General features: G+C 73.9%; 15 protein-coding genes. 7 read left to right on the top strand and 8 right to left on the bottom strand.

Annotated elements, in window-relative coordinates; genetic code table 11:
• The first annotated feature begins 16 nt into the window (after positions 1–16).
• Positions 17–1231, top strand: a complete 1215-nt coding sequence (egtB, locus tag D6689_18365) for an ergothioneine biosynthesis protein EgtB (GenBank protein RMH38891.1) — start codon at positions 17–19, stop codon at positions 1229–1231.
• The gene (locus tag D6689_18370; GenBank protein ID RMH38892.1) at positions 1123–2163 is read left to right on the top strand and encodes a TIGR04348 family glycosyltransferase; all 1041 of its coding nucleotides are present in this window, start codon (positions 1123–1125) and stop codon (positions 2161–2163) included. Before egtB ends, D6689_18370 begins: the two co-directional genes overlap by 109 nt.
• A 164-nt stretch (positions 2164–2327) precedes the next feature.
• Here D6689_18370 and D6689_18375 read toward each other — a convergent pair whose 3' ends face one another.
• Complete coding sequence (locus tag D6689_18375) at positions 2328–3578, bottom strand: cytochrome C (protein ID RMH38893.1); 1251 nt, start codon at positions 3576–3578, stop codon at positions 2328–2330.
• Complete coding sequence (locus D6689_18380) at positions 3578–5284, bottom strand: hypothetical protein (protein RMH38894.1); 1707 nt, start codon at positions 5282–5284, stop codon at positions 3578–3580. Before D6689_18380 ends, D6689_18375 begins: the two co-directional genes overlap by 1 nt.
• A 49-nt stretch (positions 5285–5333) precedes the next feature.
• Here D6689_18380 and D6689_18385 point away from each other — a divergent pair, with 49 nt between their 5' ends.
• Entirely contained in the window at positions 5334–7181 is a 1848-nt protein-coding gene (locus tag D6689_18385) for a hypothetical protein (GenBank protein RMH38895.1), read from the top strand.
• A gap of 9 nt (positions 7182–7190) precedes the next feature.
• Here D6689_18385 and D6689_18390 read toward each other — a convergent pair whose 3' ends face one another.
• Complete coding sequence (locus D6689_18390; GenBank protein RMH38896.1) at positions 7191–9113, bottom strand: hypothetical protein; 1923 nt, start codon at positions 9111–9113, stop codon at positions 7191–7193.
• An 8-nt stretch (positions 9114–9121) separates the two neighbouring features.
• Here D6689_18390 and D6689_18395 point away from each other — a divergent pair, with 8 nt between their 5' ends.
• Positions 9122–10966 carry a PEGA domain-containing protein gene (locus D6689_18395; protein ID RMH38897.1) on the top strand — a complete coding sequence of 615 codons (1845 nt, stop codon included), beginning with the start codon at positions 9122–9124 and terminating at the stop codon, positions 10964–10966.
• A 19-nt stretch (positions 10967–10985) separates the two neighbouring features.
• Here D6689_18395 and D6689_18400 read toward each other — a convergent pair whose 3' ends face one another.
• Positions 10986–12233: a PEGA domain-containing protein gene (locus tag D6689_18400; GenBank protein ID RMH38898.1), complete on the bottom strand. Its 1248-nt coding sequence runs from the start codon at positions 12231–12233 to the stop codon at positions 10986–10988.
• Between the two features lie 44 nt (positions 12234–12277).
• Between D6689_18400 and D6689_18405 the strand changes: the two genes are divergently transcribed.
• Positions 12278–12523 carry a hypothetical protein gene (locus D6689_18405; protein ID RMH38899.1) on the top strand — a complete coding sequence of 82 codons (246 nt, stop codon included), beginning with the start codon at positions 12278–12280 and terminating at the stop codon, positions 12521–12523.
• A gap of 9 nt (positions 12524–12532) precedes the next feature.
• Here D6689_18405 and D6689_18410 read toward each other — a convergent pair whose 3' ends face one another.
• Positions 12533–12880, bottom strand: coding sequence for a hypothetical protein (locus tag D6689_18410; protein RMH38900.1), 348 nt, complete (start codon positions 12878–12880; stop codon positions 12533–12535).
• Positions 12881–13019: 139 nt separating this feature from the next.
• Here D6689_18410 and D6689_18415 point away from each other — a divergent pair, with 139 nt between their 5' ends.
• Complete coding sequence (locus D6689_18415; protein ID RMH38901.1) at positions 13020–14270, top strand: serine/threonine protein kinase; 1251 nt, start codon at positions 13020–13022, stop codon at positions 14268–14270.
• On the opposite strand, the gene glgP is transcribed toward D6689_18415, so the two are convergent.
• Positions 14241–15890 (bottom strand): alpha-glucan family phosphorylase, encoded by a 1650-nt coding sequence (glgP, locus tag D6689_18420; GenBank protein ID RMH38916.1) that lies wholly within the window; start codon positions 15888–15890, stop codon positions 14241–14243. The genes D6689_18415 and glgP overlap by 30 nt on opposite strands.
• Before the next feature lie 187 nt (positions 15891–16077).
• Between glgP and D6689_18425 the strand changes: the two genes are divergently transcribed.
• Positions 16078–18108 (top strand): hypothetical protein, encoded by a 2031-nt coding sequence (locus D6689_18425; protein RMH38902.1) that lies wholly within the window; start codon positions 16078–16080, stop codon positions 18106–18108.
• Positions 18109–18144: 36 nt separating this feature from the next.
• Here the strand turns inward: D6689_18425 and D6689_18430 are convergent, their stop codons facing one another.
• The gene (locus tag D6689_18430) at positions 18145–18825 is read right to left on the bottom strand and encodes a hypothetical protein (GenBank protein RMH38903.1); all 681 of its coding nucleotides are present in this window, start codon (positions 18823–18825) and stop codon (positions 18145–18147) included.
• A gap of 49 nt (positions 18826–18874) precedes the next feature.
• Positions 18875–20830: an acetate--CoA ligase gene (acs, locus tag D6689_18435; GenBank protein ID RMH38904.1), complete on the bottom strand. Its 1956-nt coding sequence runs from the start codon at positions 20828–20830 to the stop codon at positions 18875–18877.
• Positions 20831–20841: the final 11 nt, after the last annotated feature.

Raw genomic sequence — 20841 nt, forward strand, 5'->3', positions numbered from 1 at the left:
AGTATACTGCCGGCCGATGGACGTCGTCGGCCTGCTGCGCGAAGCGCGTGACCGCACCCTCGAGTTGGTGGAAGACCTGTCCGACGACCAGCTCATCGGGCCGCGCATGCCGATCGTCAACCCGCTGCTGTGGGAGATCGGCCACGTCGCGTGGTTCCACGAGCACTGGTCGCTGCGATGGTTGCGAGGCGAACGGCCCGCGCGCGACGACGGTGACGCGCTGTGGGACTCGATTCGCGTCGCGCACGACACGCGGTGGGATCTGCCGCTGCCGTCGCGGCGCGACACGCTCGCGTACATGCGCGACGTGCTCGACCGCTGCTGCGAGCGTGCCGCCGCCGGCGAGCTGACCGCGCGGCAGCGGGCGATCCACCTGTACTGCGTGTTCCACGAGGACATGCACGCCGAGGCGTTCACGTGGACGCGACAGACCCTCGGCTATCCGCCGCCGCGCATGGGCGTCCCCCCGCGGCCGCCCCAGGGCGGTGGCCCGCTGCCCGGCGACGTCGACATCCCGGGCGGGACCTATCTCATCGGTGCATCGCTCGACGATCCGTTCTGCTTCGACAACGAAAAGTGGCAGCACGCGGTCGACCTTGCGCCGTTTGCGATCGCGCGCGCGGCGACGACGCAAGCGGAGTTCGCCGCGTTCGTCGACGACGGCGGCTACCGCCGTCGCGAGCTGTGGTCCGAGGACGGCTGGCGGTGGCGCTGCGCGGCCGCCGCCGACCACCCGGTCTACTGGCGGCGGGACGCCGACCGGTGGCTCCGCCGCCACTTCGACCGGTGGGTGGAAGTCGAGCCCCACCGTCCGGTGGTCCACGTGTCGTGGTGGGAGGCGGAGGCGTACTGCCGGTGGGCCGGACGCCGCCTACCGAGCGAGGCCGAGTGGGAAGTGGCTGCCGACGGCGCGCGCACGGGCAACCTGGACTGGACCGCCGGCGGCTGTGTCGACGTCGGCGCAGACCCCGCCAGCGACAGCCGCTGGGGCTGCCGGCAGATGCTCGGCAACGTATGGGAGTGGACCGCCGACGCGTTCGCGCCCTATCCCGGGTTCGAGCCCGACATGTACCGCGAGTACTCCGCGCCGTGGTTTCACACGCACCGCGTCGCTCGCGGCGGATGCTGGGCCACGCGCGCGCGCATCGCGCGGCGCACATATCGCAACTACGCCACGCCCGACCGCCGGGACCTGTGGTACGGCTTCCGCACATGCGCGTCGACCTCGTAGCGCCGCCGCCAGCGGATCTTCCGTCGGGCAACAACGCGACCGCGCGGCGGTGGGCGGCGATCCTGCGCGAACTCGGCCACCGGCCGCGCCTGCGCTGGGACGATGCGCCGGGCGACGCCGACCTGCTGATCGCCCTGCACGCGGTCAAGACGCGCCGCGCGCTGCTCGCGTTCCGCCGCGCGCACCCGGACCGGCCGGCCGTCGTCGCGCTCACCGGCACGGACATCTACGGCCGGCGAAATCTCGCGCCGGCGCTCGACGCCGCAACCTTCATCGTGGCCCTTCAGCCGCGCGCGCTGACCGCGCTGTCGCGCGCGCACCGCGTCAAGGCGCGGGTCATCTTTCAGTCTGCCGAGCCGCCTCGCGCGCTGCCGGCGAAGCCATCGCGCGAGTTTCGCGTCGCGGTCGTCGGCCACCTGCGCGCGGTCAAGGACCCCCTGCGCACCGCGCTGGCCGTGCGCGAACTTCCGGAGGACTCGCGCATCGTCGTGCGCCACGCCGGCCGGGCGCTGTCGGAGTCGTTCGCGCGCCGGGCGCGTGCCGAAATGGACCGCAACCCGCGCTACCGGTGGCTCGGAGAACTCACGCCGGGCCGCGTGCGCCGTCTGATCGCGTCGAGCCACCTGGTCGCGATCACGTCGCTGGCCGAGGGCAGCTGCAACGTGTTGTCCGAAGCGCTGGCGGCGCACACTCCGGTGGTCGCAACGCGCATCCCGGGACTGATGGGCACGCTCGGCGCGCACTACCCGGGCTACTTTCGCCCGCGCGACACCCGCAAGCTCACCCGCTTGCTGCGCCGCGCGGAAGGCGACGCCGCGTTCTACCGACAGCTGGCCGCCGCGTGCCGGCGCGCGACGCCGCTGGTCGATCCCCGCCGCGAACGCGCCGCCTGGCGGGCGCTTCTCGCCGAACTCGCCGCTCGGAGGCCGTAGCGGATAGGCGCTGGCTGCGGTCGCGATCTGCGGGCGATCGTCGGCGTACGTCCTCGCGCCCTTCGGCAACGTAGGATTATACGCGCCCTCGCGCGCTGCGGGCGCGCGCCGAACCTCGCCTCGCATCTCGCAACCTCGCTGGCGCGCCCATACGCAACGGCCTCCTACCGGCACGTGAAGTCGACCGCGTCGACGTGGCAGCGCAGGCACATGCGCCCGGCGCGCGCGGCGAGCGCCCGGCACCGGCGACTCGTCGCCCATCCGGCCGGATGCGGATTCACGCGATAGGGATTGCCCGGCTCGGCCGAGTGGCACGTGGTGCAAAACGGTTCGCGGTGGCAACTCGCGCACTGGCGAATGTTGCGCTGGGCCTGGACGGCGTGGTGGTTCGGGCCGCGCGCACCGAACGTCGCCCACCCGTCCGGGTGGAACCGCCGCGAGCCGTCGCCGGTGAGAAACGCGCCGGCGAACTCGCTCCCCTTGCGGCCACCGCCCTCGACCGGGTCGTAGGACCAGCCGACGCCGGTGCGGCCGTGGCAGCCGACGCAGAAGGTCTGCAGCCGGTGACACGCCGAGCAGTCGGGGTTGTTGCGCCGCGCATCGATCGCGTGGATCGACACGTAGTCGTTGCCGTGAAAGTCCATCGGCTTCGCCGTGCCCTGATGGCAGTCGATGCAAAACGCCTTGTGGTGGCAGTTGTCACAATACGCCGCGTCCTGCTTGGCCACCGCCGCGTGGCGCGTGCGAAACGACAGGTCGTGCGCGTCGCCGCGCAACACGCCGGACGGCTGAAGCAGCCCTTCGGCGAACGCGGTCTGGATGCGGCCGTCGCCTTCGGCGAGGTGACAGGTCGTACATGCATCGGTCGCCGTTCGTCCATCGTGGCACTGCAGGCACAGTCGCATGCGCGGCAGCTGGTCGCGCGTCGCGAGGTCGACGCCGTCGGCCAGCAGGTCGCCGTGACACGTCTGGCAGCTGATTTTCCGGCCGACGTGCGCCCTGTGGTTGAACTTGAGATTGGGCGCCGGCACGACGACGCGCGCGACCGCCCCGCCCGCGGCGAACCCAGGATGGCATGCCGCGCACGCCGCCGGCGGCTTGCCGGCCGCGACCGGCTTGGTCGGCTGGTCGCGGTCGATCGCGTGGCACATCGCGCACACGTCCTCGCCGGGCATCAGGTTGTCGAGCGACGACGTCGACTCCGCGGCGTCCTCGTGGCAGAAGTCGCAGTCGACGCTGCCGAGGCGCAGGTGGCGCGCGTGCGAGAAACGAAGCGGCAGCGACTGCGGCGGGAACACGACCTCGGACACCGGTTGCCGCGCAAACTCCGCGAGCCGCGGCGCGCCGGCGCGCGCCGCCGACCAGACCGCCACGGCAACGCCGACGGCGACGCCGAGCGAGGCTGCCCGCTGCATCACGGCACCTCCGGGTGGAACGCGAGGTCGAGCACGGCGAGCACGCGCAATTGGCGCCGGTCGAGCCGATTGTAGTTGTCCTCCACCGTGGCGTGCGCGGCGATGCCGGGCGCAATGCGATAGGTCGCGCCGAGTTGGCCGCCGAACGACGTGGCGCGGCGGCGCTCGATCAGTTCGTCGTCGAAGCGTACGACGCTCACGCGCGACGCGACGTCCCACGCGCCGGTCAGCCGCCACCGCGCAGACGCGAACCCGCCGGCGCGCCGGCCGCCGTAGCCGTCTTCCCAAAACAGGTCCAGGCGCGCGTATGACCACGGGCTCGCGCGGTACCGGCCGCCGGCGTGCGCGCCCAGCGCAGTGCCGCCACCGTCGCCGGCCGGCGCGGCGTCCTCGGTTCCGTACGCGCGCAACCACCCGCGCACGTACCCCGACAGCGCGCTCGCGTCGGGCGCCAGTTCGTACGTGAGGCGGGCATCGTGGTACGGCCGCGTCGAGAACACGTTGAAGATCGAGTCGCCGTCGAACGTGGGGTACGAGTAGAAGTACTCGGGCGACAGCCGGTGCGCGCCCCACTGCAGCTGCACGCCGGCGAGTGCCTCGTCGATCAGCCCGTGCAGCAGGCTGTAGCGAGCCGCCGCGAACGTTGCCACCTGCCCGGCGCCCCGCGCCAGCCGTCGCACGTAGCGGGCCGACGTGGACACGCGCTCCTCGTTGACGCCCCAGCCGGGCGCCTGGCCGCGCTCGTTCGGGTACAGCCCGCGATCGGGCGCGCCCATCGTCACCGCGCCGCCGATGAGCCCCGGCGTGCGCGATACCGACCGCCGATAGGACGCGCGCAGCACCACCGGGAGGTCGTCGGTCTCGATCGCGGCGCCGAACGTCGGCATCCATTCGTCCCGCTGCGGGCAGCGATCGAAGTCCGCCTCGAACGGATTGCCGCCGCCCGGCACCGGGCGGTCGATGGGCCGCCACGATCCGGTGCCGGGCGCGACGCCTTCGACGTACTCGGGACATTCGCCGCCGGCCGTGCCGTCCGGCTCGAGGGTCGCGGCGGCGACCGGCGATGCGTCGCGCACGCGCATGCCGCCGAACGCCTCGATCGCGGCCCGCCAGGGCGTGTGGACGCGCACCGTCGCGCCGTCGAAGCTCCACCAGTCGAGCGTGTCGACCGCGAGCTGGCGGCCGACCGCGACATCCACGACGCCGGCGAGACCGCGCACACCGGCGTAGGCGTACAACACGTCGACCGCGAGGCTCGACGACTCCAGTTCCGGAATCAGATCGACGGCGTCGTATCGGTTGGCGTCGACGACGAGCGACCCGCCGGTGAAGCTGCCGAAGTCGTGGTCGATGCGCAGCCACGCCGTCACGTACACGTCGGGACCGGGGTCGAGCGCGGTGTCGTAGCGCAGTCGACGCGGCGGCCGGCCAATGTTCCAGATCGACAGCGACAGCGACTGCGTGAACCGCCGCCGTGCGAGTTCCGAGTCGCCCGACACGGGCCGTAGCCACCGAAGTGAGTAGCCCTGCCCGACGGTCAGCGCACGGACCTCGAAGTCGTAGGCCCACGCCGGCGCGGCGACGGCGAGCGCAACCGCCGCCGCAGCCGCCGCCCACGCGCGCGGCAGCCCGCCCCGCGCCCGCTGCGCCGGCGCGGCGACCGCCGCCGTCCGTCGCCATTTCGGTTCGCCCGTGCGGCGCGCCATCGGGGCGATGCTAGGGGCCGGTCACCGGGGCGGGCAACATTTCTGCGCTATGCTGCCGGCGATGCGCCTGTGTGCGATCGGACTGGCCGCCGCGACGGCGGTCATCGCGCTCGCAGCCTGTCCCCGCGCGCCGGCGCGGCCGCGATCGCCGTCCGCGGCGCTCGACCGCGACCTCGCGGCGCTCGCGATTCCGCCGCGCGACGACACGGCGACAGCGCTCGCCCGGCTCGACCGCCTGGCGGAGTCCGGCCACATGCGCGCGGCGTGGGAGCGGCTGCACTACCTGATCGATCTGTTCGACGACGCCCGCTTCCGCCGGTCCGACGACAGTCGCGCGCTGCTCGTGCGCGCCCTCCGGTTCCCGGACGACGCGCCGACCCGCGGACCGCGCGCGACCGATCGCGCGGTCGCGGCCCTCCTCGTCGAAGCCGACCGGCTTCTCGCCGCGAAGCGGTTGCACCGCGGCGGCCAGGCGGCCCGCACGCTGCTGGAAATCGACGCGACGCCCGCGCAAACCGGCGCCGACCTGCTGCGCCAGGTGATCGCGCTCAAGCGGATCGCGGCCGGCGGCGGTCCGCTCGCCGACAATGCGCGCCTGCGCCTGTTCGGCTTGTGCCGGACCGCGTTCGCCGACGCCGTCCGGGCGCCGCGGCCGCGACGTGCCGCGATGATCGCGCGGTGCCTGTACCCGCTGTACGACGCCGATCCGGCGCCCTACTTCGCGGCCGACCCGCGCGACAGGCCGCCGCTGCCCCGGTGGGCCGACCTGGCCGAGCGCGCGTCCGCGCTCGCGAACCAGATCGCGGCCGGCACCGGGCGGCTGGCGCGCGCGGGCCGCGCGGTCGCCGACCAATGGCGCGCGTTCTTGGCCGACCACGAGCGCGACCTGCCCGCCCCGCTGTCGCCGGCCGCCCTCGGCCTGCCACACGTCGACCGCGCGGAACCGCTCGGCGCCGAGCGCGTGTTCGCCTTCGGCGACGGCCGCCCCGTGCCGGACCGAGATGCGCTCGCGAGCAGCGTCCGCGCGGCGTTGGCCGAAGACGGGACCGACGCGGTCGCCATCGCGCTGCCCGGCACCGCGCGCGCCGATGCGCTCGTGGACATCGCCGCGGCGTTGGCCGCGGCCGGCGCGCGGCGCATCGATCTTGCCGTCGCGGCGACGCGCCGCCTCGACGCGCCCCCGGGGGACTACTGGCACGGGCGCACCGACCACGGTCGCGTCGATGTCGTCGCCGTGCTGCCGGTATCGCTCGCTCTCATCGCGACCGGCGCGCGCGGCCGCTCGGATGCAGGAAGGCGGTTCGACTGGGACCCGCGGCGTGCGACGTTGCAATTGCATCTCGTCGTGACCGCGCGCACCTGGTCGCTCGTCGCGCCGGACGGCGCGATCGCGGCGATCGACACGTCGGCCGATCCGGCCTCCGCGCTCCGCCGCGCACTCGAGCGCGTCCGCCTTGCGTTCCCCGACGAGGCCGGCCTCGCGGTCGTGCTCGGCCCCGACGCCACCTACGCGGCGACCGTCGCCGCGATCGCGGCGGCGCGCCACACCGCCGACGGGCGGCCGCTGTTTCGGCGCATCGCGCTGGCTGCCGCCGCACCGACGCCGCGGCGCGGCGGCCTCGCGCAGCGGATCGACGCGCGCGCGAGCGCCGCGGTCGACATCGAGCCCCCCGCGCTGGCCGCGCGCGTCGCCGCAGCCCGACGCTGCTACCTGGACGTCGTCGACCGGTCGCCGACCGCGGCCGGCAGCGTGCGCGTCGAACTGCGCGACGGCGCGCCGGCGGCGGTGGCCGGCGCGGCCGACCCGGCCCTTCGCGCGTGCGCCGTCGACGCGCTCGCGGAGGCGATGCGCAACCAAGCCATCGAAAGCGCGGTCGTCACGTTCCGGCGGCGGTGACTGCGGCCGTCACCGCCGCAAGGCGACCAGCGACTCGACGTCGACGGCCGCACCGACGCCGCCGATCACGCCGATGCCGACGTGGCCGGCGGGTAACTCGTCGGCCAGATCACAGGCGAGCACGCGCTCGCCGTCGATGAGCGCCTCGACCGAAGCCGGCGCTATGCGCACCTCGATCGCGGGCAGCGGCGCGCGCGCGTCGACCGCATCGCCCGCGAGTGCGGGGCCGGCGCAGCCGAGATCGACGCGCTGGCCGTCGCGCATCGCGAACGCGCGCGCGGGCTCGCCGGACTGCAGCGCGACGTACGCGAAGTCGCGCTCGCTGCGGTAGCCGAACAGGATCGCGACGCCGCCGCCGCGCGCGCCCGCCCGTGCGACCACGATCGGCGCAGCAAACTCCGGTCCGGCGGCCACCGCCCACTCCGACGGCGCCGCGCCGGCGCCCGGCCCACCGGACACGACGTAGCGCAGCGGCTCGCCGCTGCGAACGACGCGCGACGGATCGCGCGGCGTCAACGAGTCCGCCTGCACCGGATCGCCGGCGTTGAACTGCGCGGTGTAGCGCCCGGTGAGGTCGGGACGAAACACCCATGCGTCCGCGACCGCCGTGCCGTCGACGTCGCGGCCGCCCGCGATCAGTACCGCCCCGTCGTCGAGCCGCACCGCCACGTGGCCGCCGAAAACCGGCGGAACGGCCACAAGCGGGTCGAATTCGCCGCGAGCGGGCGCAAACCGCGCCGCGGTGCCCGCGGCGTCGCCGCCCGCGATCAGGACCGTGCCGTCTTCGAGAGCCGTCGCGGTCGGGTCGGCGCGCGGCGCCGGCGCCGCGGCCAGCGGCACCGCGACATTGGTCCCGGGCGGAACGACTGCGGCCGCGTCGCTCGGCACGGCCGACGCGAACGCCGAAAGCACCGCGCCGCTGGCGAGGCGCACCGGCGCGCCGGCCGCGCCGCCGATCGCCGCGTTCGCACCGCCGGCGACGGCGAGTCGCTCGGCCTGGTCGATCGGCGCACCGGTCGCGTCGATACCCCCGGCGACCAGCACGCGGCCGTCCGCTTCGACGACGGCCGCCGCGCCGATGCGCGCGACCGCGAGTCCCGGGCCGTCCTGCACGACACCGGAGTCGACGTCGACGACGATCGAATCCGCGAGCGCCGTGTCCGGCGAACAGTCTCCGTCCGCACCCACGGGACGGCACCCGCCGGCCAATAGCAGCCGGCCGTCCGGCAGGGCGGCGGCCGCGTGATGTGCCCGGCTGCGTTCGAGAAACAGCGGCGGTCCGAACGCGCCGGCGGCCGGATCGTAGACCTGATAGGCCGGCTCCGGCCCGCCGGCGACGACGACGCGCCCGTCGGCGAGCGTGGTCATGGACGCGCCGGCCAGTCCCGCCGCGTACAGCGACCCGTCGACCGGCGCGAACGCCCCCGCGTCCGGGTCGTACCACTCGACCAGGTCGACCGGCGCGCCGGTGTCGTCGACGCCGCCGGCGACGAGCACGCCCGCGCCGGCGCGCGCGGCCAGCGCCCCGGCGCGGGCGACGGCCATCGGGCCGACGGGGCACGCGCCTCGCCGCGGCGCCATGAACACGCGCAGCTCGGCGCCGTCGGGGAGGTCGTCGAGTACGAACTCGCGCGTGCGGCCGATCGCCAACTCGGTGCCGGCGCTCCCCTCGACCCGCACTTCGATCCAGCGCGTGCCGGCCGGGAATGCGTCGACCGCGACGTCGCCGTCCTCGATGGAAAAGGCGGCGCCGGTGTCCTCGGCGGGGGCAAACTCGCCGCGCGCAGCGACGGTGAGCGTGCGCGCGCCGGGAGGTGCGCCGCAGTCCGGGGCGACCGCCGGGACGACGCGCGTAAGCCGGATGCGGCGTACCGCCGGATCGCCACAGCCGGCCGCCGCGACCGCGGCGGCGAGCGCAATGGAGCGCCGCATCAGTCCCGATGGTACACTCGGCGCACATGTCCGCGGGGCCGACGACGTTCGGCAAGTATTTCTTGGCCGAAAAGCTCGCGACCGGCGGCATGGCCGAGATCTACCTCGCGAAGCTTCTCGGCCCCGGCGGGTTCGAGAAGCTGTTGGTCGTCAAACAGATCCATCCGCGATTCGGCAACCGGCCCGAGTTCGTCGACCTGTTCGTCCGCGAGGCGAAGACGCTCGTGTCACTGAGCCACGGAAACATCGTCCCGGTCTACGAACTCGGCGTCATCGACGGCACGTACTTCATCGCCATGGAGTACATCGACGGGCCGACGCTCGCCGAACTGATGGATGCGGCGCCGCGCCGAGGTCTTCGCATCGAGCCGCCGATGGCCGCGTTCATCGCGGCGGAGATCGTCAAGGGACTGGATTATGCGCACCGCAAAGGCACCGGCGTGATCCACCGCGACCTGTCGCCGCGCAACGTGATGATCTCGCGCGACGGCGAGGTCAAGCTGGTCGATTTCGGCATCGCGGCGACCGTCGGCGACGACTTCATCGCCTCGGGCACGGACCAGCCCGTCGGTTCGTTTCCCTACATGTCCCCCGAGCAGGTGCGGCGCGAACCGCTCGCGCCGTCGTCGGATCTGTTCTCGGCCGGCATCTTGCTGTGGGAGATGCTCGCGGGGCGGCGCCTGTTCGCGCGCGACACGCCGGAAGCGACGCTCGAGGCGGTCTGCTCGGCCGACATCCCGGCGCCGTCGCAACTGAACCCGGACGTGCCGTCCGCACTCGACGCGGTGTGTGCGCGCGCGCTGGAGCGCGACCCGGCGCGCCGCATACCGAGCGCGGCCGAGTTTCACGCCAAGCTCACGCGCTATCTGTACTCGCTCGACGCGCCGGTGACCGCCCACGCGCTGTCGGCGTTGGTCGCGCGCGCGTGCCCCCCGGAGGTCCGCTCCGAGCGCCGCCCGGCGACCGCGAGCGCCACGCCGAATCCCAACGACGCGCGCCCGGTCGACGACACGCACCCGGTCGACGGTACGCGCCCGCTGCCCGGTCGCGCGCGCGGCAAACGCCGCGGCCAGACGCAAACGTTCGCGACGCACGCCGGCTTTCGCGAGGTGCTCGAGCGCGCGACGCCGCTGTTTCCGATCGACGCGATCGATCCGCGAGGCACCCCCGCCCCCGACGCGCCGGACGACGCGCGGCAGACGAGCCCGCCCGCCACAGATACCGCCGGGGCCGCCCACGGCGACGCCGCCGCACCCGCGACGCGCAGCGAATCGCTGCCCGCGGTCGGCGGCGCCACCGCGGCGGCCCGCGGTCGCCGGCGCCGACCCGCCCTGTGGATCTCGGCCGCACTGGTCCTGATCGCCGGCGCGGCCGTCGCCGCCCTGTGGCCTCCGGCGCCCGGCGGCCGCCCGACCGCACCGACCACTCCGTTTGCGAGCGCCTCGGCCGTCCGCGCGGACGCGGCGCTCCCCACCGTGGACGCCGCGCCGGCGACGCGCGCACCGCGCACGGACGGTGGCCGGGTGACGGACGCAGCGGAGGCCGCCACTCGACGGCGCCGCGCCGATGCGGCGCTTGCGCGCGCGACCGGCGGCGGAGCACGCCGTCCGGTGTGGCCGGATGCGGCCGTGCGCGCCCGCCAGTTCGGCACGCTCATCGTCGGCGCGGACCCCTGGGGCAAGGTCTACGTCGACGACCAGTACGTCGGCGAAGCGCCACTGGAGCGCCTCGTCCCCGCGGGCGCGCACCGCGTGCGCGTCGTCGGCCCCGACGGCGTGACGGCGCGGACGTTCGACGTCGACGTGCCGGCCAACGGCCAGGCGCGCGCGCCATTTGCCGACTTCACCCGGTGACGCCTGCCCGCCGCGCGGGTCAGGGCTCGCACGCGCCGAAGTCGCACGGCGCGACATCGACGATCGCGCGGGCATCGTCGCCGCCGGTCACGACCGCCGCGGTCACCGCGCCGATCGCGATCGCGCCCACCCCTGCCCACAGCCACCGACTCTGCCACCAGCGCCGCGCGGGTCGCGCCGTGCGGTCCCCCGGCGGCGGCTCACCGCGCGCCACGCGCGCGTCCGCGAGCAGCGTGGGAGGAAACCGCAGGTCCCGCCGCTCGACCAACGCGACCCACAGCGCGCGCGCCGCCCCCGCGAGCCCCGCGGCGTCCGCGAACCGGATCTCGACCACCGGCCCGCACGCGACCGGCGTCCCCTCACAGCGTTGACCGACCAGCGCCGGCGCGCCGCCGCGCCACACCGGCGCCGCGAGCACGAGCAGGTCGAGGTCGGCCTCCACGATGCGCGCCTCGACCCGCTGCGCGGCGCGCACCTCGTCGACGCCCACGTCGAGCGGCGCGACCGCCGCTGCCGCGAGCGGATCGCGCTCGAGGGCCAGCTCCACCGCGCCGCCCTCGGCCGTCACCGACACGACCCGCGCGGCCGGCAGCGCCCCGGGCTTGCGCGCGACGAACGCATGCCGGCCGACGCGAACGCGAACGGCCGCCGGCGCCGCGCCGACGGGCCGCCCATCGACCTCGATCGCCGCGCCCGCCGGTGCGCTGACGGACACGGTCACTTCGGCGGGCGACTGCGCGATGGCGCGGGCGAACGCATCGACGACCTGCGGGCGGAACTCGGCGGTCGTCACGGGGCGGTCCGGCGCGAGCGCGTGGGCGAACCGGAAGTCGTCGTCCGCTTCGCGGGCGCGCCCGCGGTACAGGCGCACAGCCGCCAGCCGCAGGGAGATCTCGGCCATCAACTCCGCGCCGCCGTCGAGGGCCAGCACGTCGAGCGCGACGCGCCGCGCCTCCGCCAGTCGCGCCTCCGCGAATTCGGGTTCGACGCGTTTGTACGCGCGCCAACCCTCGTCCGCCAGCGCCCGCGCGCGACCGAACGGCCGCAGTCGCTCTCGCGGCACCGCGCCCGGAATCGGCGCCGGATCGACCCTTGCGTCGGCCCCGGCGGCGCTCGCCGCGGCGCGCACGGCTTCCGCGGCGGCGCGCGCGGGCACAGGCGGCCGCGCCGCCGCGCGCACCACGATCCCGGCGCGCGGGGCGGCCACCGCCGGCCCGGCAGCCGACGCGACGGCCAGGGCCGCCGCACACGCGAGCGCCCACCTCACACGGCGATTGTACACGGCCCGATGTGGTACAACGGCGGAGCGCCATGTCGTTCGATTGGATCCAAAACCGTGGCGGCCTGCCCGCGGAGCTGCGCGCGGCGCGCCGCGACGCGATGTACCGGGCCGAACTGGCCGAGCGGGCCGCCCTGCTGCGGCGGCTCAACTACCCGCGCGACGTCGCCCGCCGCCGAATCGCGGACAACGTCGCATGGGACTTCGAGATCGGCGCGGGCGCGCCCCCTCCCGCCGACGTCATCGACTCCATCGTCGCCGCCGCGTACGCCCGGTAACCGCGCGCGTCATCGCCGCGGCAGTGTGACCGCGACGCGCACCAGCGCGCCCGATGCGTCGGGATAGAACGCCTGGACGCGGAGGAACCGCTGGCGCGACGCGCCGGCAGCGACGACGTGCTCCCATTCGACCGCCGCGGTGCGCACGAGTTCGCTGCCGTCGCCGAAGTCGAACTCCACCCACGGAGGCGGCGCCGCGTCGCACACCAAGCGCGCAACCAGCGTGTCGCCCGGAGCGGCCGTCTCTGGTTGCACCAGCAACTCACAGGCATCGGCCGGCGGCAGTTCCAACTCCTCGACGCAGCCGCCGACAGCGACCGCCGACGCAACCAGCCCGAGCGCTACCGCATTGCGCATCGCGACGAGGATCGCACGGCGGCGCGCCGCGCGCGAGCATGTGGGCGCGGCGGCGCCGGTGTCGCAGACTCGCGACGCGGCGACAGTAACTGTGATTACAAATAGTTACGCTTTGACATGGCGCCGCGGTTTGCGAACAATGGGGGGGATGATCCCGCCGCCGGCGCCGACGTTGCAGCCGTTTGGCCGCTATCGCCTGGTGTGCAAACTCGCCGCGGGGGGCATGGCCGAAATCTTCCTCGCGGTGGACTCCCTGCCGGTCGGCGGCTGCCGATTCGTAATCGTCAAGCGAATCCACCCCGCGTGCGCCGACGATCCCGACTACGTCGACCACTTTCTCACCGAGGGAGCCGTTGCGCTGCGCGCGTCGCACCCGCACTTGCCGGTCACGTACGAACTCGGCGACGTCGACGGCGCGCACTACCTCGCGATGGAGTTCATTCACGGGCCGACGTTTCTGGACCTGCTGCGGCTGGCGCAGCGCGGCCGCGGCGCGGTGTCGGTTCGCACCGCCGTCACCGTCGGCCGAGCGGTCGCCGCGGCGCTCGATCACCTGCACACACTGCGCGATGTGTACGGCCGCCCGCTCGGCGTCATCCACCGCGACGTGACGCCCCAGAATACCCTCGTCGCCTACGACGGAACCATCAAGTTGATCGACTTCGGCATTGCCCGCGCCTCGTTCCAGGTGCACCAAACGCGCAGCGGCGTCGTGAAGGGCAAGTTCTCGTACATGGCCCCCGAGCAGTTCCACGGCGTCGACGACATCGACGCGCGCGCCGACTTGTTCTCCCTCGGCGTCATGTTGCACGAGTCGCTCGTCGGCCGGCCGCTGTTTCGCGGCGCGAGCGACCGAGACACCATCGACCGCGTGCTGCACATGCCGATCCCATCCCCCACGGCGCTACGTGCGGACGTACCCGAGGCGCTCAGCCGGGTCGTCCTGCGCGCGCTCGCGCGCGACCGCGACCGCCGTTACGCACGCGCGGCCGACTTGCTCGCCGATCTCGAGCGCGTCGCCGACACGTACGGACTCGGCATCTCGCTCACCGAACTGCGCCGCGAGGTCCGCGCGCTGTGCGGCCCACCGCACGAGTGGACGCTGCCCGCGCTCGCCGACGCTCCGAACGGACCGGATGCGACCGCCTCTAGCTCGGCGTCCGACCTGCCGGCGGCCGCCGACGCGTCGACCACCGCCGAAGTCGACGAGCGCCTCCGCGCGCGCGGCTCTGCCCCGGCGCCGAGCGACGATCCCGAGCGACTCGACGACGACCTGATCTATTTCCTCGCACAGGCCGGCGTCACGCTGCCGGTCCACCGGCGCCGGCGCGCCCGCACGACCCACGCCGATGTCGAGTTTTCACGCCTGCTGGCGACACTCGACCGGTGATGCGCCAGCGCGCGGCGCAGCCGCGGCCGGTCGGTACAAGCGCGCGTAGTAATCGCGCACCATGCGATCGCTCGAGAACTGCGCCGCCATGTCGATGGAGGCGGCCATCATCCCTAGCCACCGCGCGCGATCCGCGTAGGCGGGCAGCACCTCCTCCTCCAGGACGCGGTACAGCGCGTCCCGGTCGCGACGGTCGCGTTCGGCTTCGTCGACGGCCCCTGTGTGGTCCGCCTCGACTTTCCAACCGGTCTCGCCGTGGCGGCAGCCCTCGGGCCACCACCCATCGAGGATGCTGCAGTTGAGCACGCCGTTCATCGCCGCTTTCATGCCAGACGTCCCCGACGCCTCGAGCGGCCGGCGCGGGTTGTTGAGCCACACGTCGCAGCCGCGCGTGAGCAGCGCACCGAGTTGCATGTCGTAGTTTTCGAGGAACACGACGTTGCGCGGCCAGCGCTGCGCCGCCTCGACGACGCGCGCGACCATGCGCTTGCCGTCGAGGTCGCGCGGGTGCGCCTTGCCGGCGTAGACGAGCTGCAATCCGCGCGCGAACAACCGCTCGAGCCGCTCCGGGTCGCCGAACGCGAGGTCTGCCCGCTTGTAGGTCGCGGCGCGCCGCGCAAACCCGGCGACGAGGCCGTTCGGATCGAGTGCCACCCCGGTCCGGCGCTCGATCTCGGCCAACAACTCGCGCTTGCGCGCGACGTGCGCCGCCCACAATGCGTCGGTGTCGCGGCGGGCGGCCGCGTCGCGGATGTCCGGATCCTGCCACGTGCCCGGATGCACACCGTTGGTGATCGCGTCGATCGGCGCCGCGTTCGACACACCGCGCCACATGTCGCGCGCCGTTTGCGCGTGCAACTTCGCCACGGCGTTCGCGGCGCGCGCAAGCCGGAGCCCCGCGACGGTCATACCGTATGGGTCGCCGCCGATCTGGCCGAGTTCGTCCCGCGACAGGCCCAGCGTCGCGCCCATGCGCTCGAGCAAGTCGATCGCGTGCACCTCGTTGCCGGCCGGCACCGGCGTGTGCGTCGTGAATACGATCTGGTCGCGCGCTCGACGCCACGCCTGCTCGAACGTCGCACCGCGGGCGCGATGCTCGCGGATCAGTTCGTGGCCCGCGAACACCGCGTGCCCCTCGTTGAAGTGATAGACGTCCACTTCGCGGCCGAGCGCGCGCAGCAAGCGGACGCCGCCGACGCCCAGCACGATCTCCTGCGCAACCCGATCGCGCGCATCGCCGCCGTACAGCCGCCGCGTGATCCACCGGTGGCGGTCCTCGACCGGCTCGAGCAGGAACAGGTCGGCGGTCGTGTACCGCGTGACGCGGAACGCGCGCAGGGCGACGCGTTCGCCCTCGATCGTCACCGCCATGGCGGCGTCCACCGGTTCGAGCGCGTCGCGTCGCGTCGGCGGATAGCTGTCGACCGGCTGGCCGTTGCACAGGGTCTGACGCGTGTAGCCCTCGCTCCACAGGATTCCGATTCCCGTCACGGGCAACCCGAGGTCGCCGGCGGATTTGAGCGTGTCGCCTGCGAGCACGCCGAGCCCCCCGGAGTAGATCGCCAGCTCCGGGCTGAGCCCGTACTCCATGCAAAAGTAAGCCACGCGCGGGGTCGTCATCGACGCGACGTCATGCGAACCGCGGGCCGACCCGCAACCGGCCGACATTGCGCCGCGTCGGCGGCGACGATGGCGCGCGCGTGGCGCACCGCGTTGTCAAACGCAACGCCGGACCGGGTCGTCCGCGGTCGCGGGCCGTTGCCATCCGCAACGCGGCCGCGCCGTATCGCACGGATTTCGGATCGCGGTGGCGTTGATGTATTCTAAAAAAATGGGGCGCTTGTCGGCTGTAGTCGCGCTGGTTACGGTCGCAATCGGTGCGCCCGCGTCGGCCGATCGCCGCGCGCGCACCACGGTTCCCCCGCCGCGGCGCCCCGTCATCGACCTGCGGCGCACCGCGGCCGCGCCCGGCGACCAGGACCCGGCCACGGCGCTGGCCGAACAACTGCGCGCGATCTGGGCGGGCCGCGCACTTCGGCGCGGCACGACCGCGATGTATGTGGTGGACGCGCACACGGGCGAGCCGCTATTCGCCGTCCACGAGGACCGCCCGCTGAACCCGGCGTCGAACGTCAAGCTGCTGTCGACCGCGACCGCGCTGCACGTCCTCGGGCCTGGGTGGCGATACGTCACGCAACTTGTCGGCCCGGCGCCGGACGCGGCGGGCACGATCGCGGGCGACGTCTACTTGTACGGCGCAGGCGACCCGACGTTCGGCCGCCGCGACCTCGACCGGTTCGCCGAGGAGCTCGTCGCGCTCGGGATCCGCCGAATCGACGGCGGCGTCGCGGTCAGCGACCTGCCCATTCGCGACGCCCTCGCCCACCCGACGCTCACCGTGCGCGTGCGCGGCGGCGCCGTCGGCGAGCCGCCCATCGTCGATGTCGAGCCGGCGCTGCCGATCGTCGAGGTCGTCAATGCCGCGACCACCGTCCGGCGCCGACGCCGCCCGCCCCTGTCGGTGAGCGCAGAGGTCGTCGAGGCCGCCGGCGACGCGCGTCGGCTCCTGGTGCGGGTGTCCGGTGCCGTGCGGCCCGGCCACACGCGCACGGCGCGGCGCCGAGTGTCGGCCGGCGCGTGGTTCACCGCGCACGTGCTGCGGGCCGCACTCGTCGAGGCGGGCATCGACGTGCGCGGCGGTGTACGCACGGTCGATCTCGACTCGTACGTCGCCGAATTGGCGGCGCGCGGGCGGCTGCCGATCGAGCTGGCGCGGCGCGCGACGCGACCGCTCGGCGAACTCATTGCGCGCGTCAACAAGCCGAGCAACAACTTCCTGGCCGATCGAATTACCGCCACCGTCGGCGCGGCACGGTTTGGCGGCCCGCCGTCGCTCGACCGCGGCGTCGACGCCATGCGCGAGTGGCTGCGCCGGGCCGGCGTCGAGCCCGACGAGGTCGTCGTCGATACAGGCAGTGGCCTGTCCTACAACACGCGGATGTCGACGCGGCACATCGTGCGCATCCTGCGCACGGCAGCCGGCCTGCGGTCGGCGCTGGCACCGCCGGCGCCCGAGCCCGCGCCGATCGCGGGCCGATTGCGCGCGGGCGGGCTCATCCGGCCCGCCGCAAGCCGCGGTGCGAAGGACGACCGCGCCGGCGCGTTCGTACGGTCCCTCGCGATCGCCGGCGTCGATGGCACGCTCCGCCGCCGATACGCCAGGTCGCCGCTGCGGGGCATCCTGCGAGGCAAGACCGGCACCCTCACGAGTGTGATCGCGCTCGCGGGGCTCGTCGAGGTCGGAGGCCGCGAGGTGGCCTTTGCGTTCGTCACCAACGGGCACCGACACCGGCGACGCAACGTCGTCCGGTTCGAGCACCGGCGGGCCGCCGAACGCATTCTCGACTTCCTGCGCGCAGCGAGGGAAGCCGGCGGCTCGGGCGAGCCCGCGCCTGGCGCCGGCGGCGCGGTGGCGGCGGGCGACGCCGCGGGCGCAAATACGACGTCCCCGGCGGCCAGCGAGGCGGCGGCGGAGACGGCGGACGACGACCGTGCCGAGGACGGCGGCGCGGCGGCGGAGACGGCGGACGACGACCGTGCCGAGAACGGCGGCGCGGAGGCGGAGACGGCGGACGAGGACGGCGGCGCGGCCGACGGGGAAGCGAACGCGCCGGGCGCAGGCGCCGACGGTGCCGGCGCCGACCGCGCGGACGACGGCGGCGCGTACGCCCCGGACGGACGCCCGCACGACGCCGCCGCCGTCGACCGACGGGCCGCGGACGCGGCCCGATCCGCCGGCCCGCCCCGTGCGGTTCCGCAGCCGAGCGCCGCGCAGTGACGGACGTGACGGCCGCCTGCTGGCGGATCGAGCGCGTCAGTCCGCCGACGATTGCGCCGGGGCGGCGGTCAACCGGGCGACGGCGTCACGGCAGCCGGCCGGCAGCTGCGCCCGGAGCGCGTCGATCGCGCGCGTCGCCTTCGCGAAGAAGTCGCGGCTGCTGGGAATGACGATGCGGTTCGGGTGCCCCTCCCACGCCGCCAGGATTCGCTCGTCGATCGCCCGCGCCTGTTCGGCCGACTCCGTCCGCAGCGCATTCCGGTGGTTGTAGCCCTCGTCCGCGCCCGGCGTCCGCAAGTGAACGACGGCCGCATACCGCGCGAGTTCGGCCTCGCGCGTCGTGCCGACCTCGGGCCAAAACGTGTCGGGCGGCCCCGGCCAGTACGCGACGCCATCGACCGTGCCGCGGTCGCACAGCGCGACGGCGAGCGCAGGCTCCGCGGCGGCCAGCGCCTCGAGTTCGCGCTGAACGTGGAAGATCGCGCGTTGCGCCGCGCGGCCGCCCGCGTCGGTGTTGCGACGCGGAAAACCGCCGCCGAACACGATGCTCGCGGCCTCGGGCACGATCGCTACGTGGTGACAGAGCGCGCGGAGCGCGAGTTCGAGCACCGCAGTCTTGCCGGCGCCGGGTCCGCCCGTGACCGCGATGAAGCGTATGCCGTCGCCCTCGCGCCGGCAGTCGCACACCCTCGCCCCGACGGGCAGCTGCGTCCGCATCACGACGATCCTCCGGCCGCGCGTTCCCGGGCCGCTGGGACGTGCGCGCTCATGCGTCCTCGTCGCCGCGCGTCTGCGCGAGCGCGCGCAACACCGACGCATCCTCGAGCGTCGTCGTATCGCCGTGCGCCTCGCCCTCGGCGGCCAACTCGCGCAACAGACGGCGCATGATCTTGCCGGAGCGCGTCTTGGGCAGCGCCTCCGCGAACCGGATCGCCTTGGGCTTGGCGAGCGCGCCGATCTCCCGGGCGACGTGCTCGCGCAACTCGGCGGCGAGCGCGTCGCCTGGGGATACGCCGGCGGCCGGCGTCACGTACGCGACGATCGCCTGACCGGTGAGCGGGTCCGGCCGGCCCACGACCGCAGCCTCGGTCACCGCCGGGTGCGACACGAGTGCGCTCTCGATCTCCATCGTGCTCAGTCGGTGTCCTGACACGTTGAGCACGTCGTCGATGCGCCCCATGACCCAGAAGTAGCCGTCCTCGTCGCGCCGCGCGCCGTCTCCCGCGAAGTAGCAACCCTCGATCTGGCTGAAATAGGTCGACACGAACCGCTCGCGGTCGCCCCAGATGCCGCGCAACATCGACGGCCATGGCCGCCGGATGACCAGGTAGCCGCCCTCGTTCGGCGCGCACGGCGTGCCGTCGTCGTGCACGACATCCGCGACCACGCCGGGCATCGGTCTGGCGCACGAGCCGGGCTTCGTCGGGGTGGCACCCGGCAGCGGGGACAGCATGATCGCGCCGGTTTCGGTCTGCCACCACGTATCCACGATCGGACACCGCTCCCCACCGATGACGCGGTGGTACCAGATCCACGCCTCCGGGTTGATCGGCTCGCCGACCGTGCCGAGCAGCCGTAAGCTCGACAGATCGTGCTTGCGAGGATGCTCGTCGCCCCACCGCATGAACGCGCGGATTGCGGTGGGCGCGGTGTACAGCACGGTCACCTTGTGGTTCTCGACGATCTGCCAGAACCGGTCCGGGGCGGGATGGTTCGGCGCTCCCTCGTACATGACGCACGTGGCCCCGTTCGCGAGCGGACCGTAGACGATGTACGAGTGACCCGTGATCCAGCCGACGTCCGCCGTACACCAGTACACGTCGTCGTCGCGCAGGTCGAACACGAGTTGGGTCGTCAGATACGTCCCGACCATGTAGCCGCCGGTCGTGTGCAAGATGCCCTTCGGCTTGCCGGTCGTGCCGCTGGTGTACAGCAGGAACAGCGGGTGTTCGCTGTCGACCGGCCGCGCGGTGTGGTCGTCCGGCGCGGCGGCCACGACGTCGTCCCACCACAGGTCGCGCCCGTCGGTCCAGTCGATCGCGTTGCCGCACCGTTTGACGACGACGACCCGCTCGATCGTCGGAGATGCCGCGCACGCCGCGTCGGCATTGGCCTTCAGCGGTACGACCGCGCCGCGCCGCCAGCCCCCGTCGGCAGTGATCAGCAGCTTGGCGCCGGCGTCGCGGTTGCGCTCGGCGACCGCCTGGGCCGAGAAGCCGCCGAAGACGACCGAGTGGACCGCGCCGATTCGAGCGCACGCGAGCATCGCGATCGCGGCTTCCGGAATCATCGGCAGGTAGATCGTCACCCGGTCGCCCGGGCGAATGCCAAGCGACTCGAGTGCGTTGGCGAATCGGCACACCTGGCGGTGCAACTCTCGGTACGTGAGCGTGCGCCGATCTCCCGGCTCGCCTTCCCACACCAACGCGGGCCGGTCGGCCCGCGCACCGGCGACGTGCCGGTCGAGGCAGTTGTACGCGATGTTGGTCTTGCCGCCGACGAACCACTTGGCATCGGGCAGTGTCCACTCGAGCACGCGCGTCCACGGTTCGTACCAGTGCAATTGGCCGGCGACCTCGGCCCAAAAGGCGTCCGGCTCGTCGACGGAGCGGGCGTAGAGCTGCTCGTATGCCTCCATCGAGGCCACACGCGCGCGGGCGCGAAACGCCGCCGGCGGCTCGAACACGCGGTTTTCGTGTAGGACGGATTCGATCTCGGGCACGGTGTCCTCCT

The organism is Deltaproteobacteria bacterium (assembly GCA_003696105.1).
In the GTDB taxonomy this organism is placed as follows: Bacteria; Myxococcota_A; Polyangia; order Haliangiales; family J016; genus J016.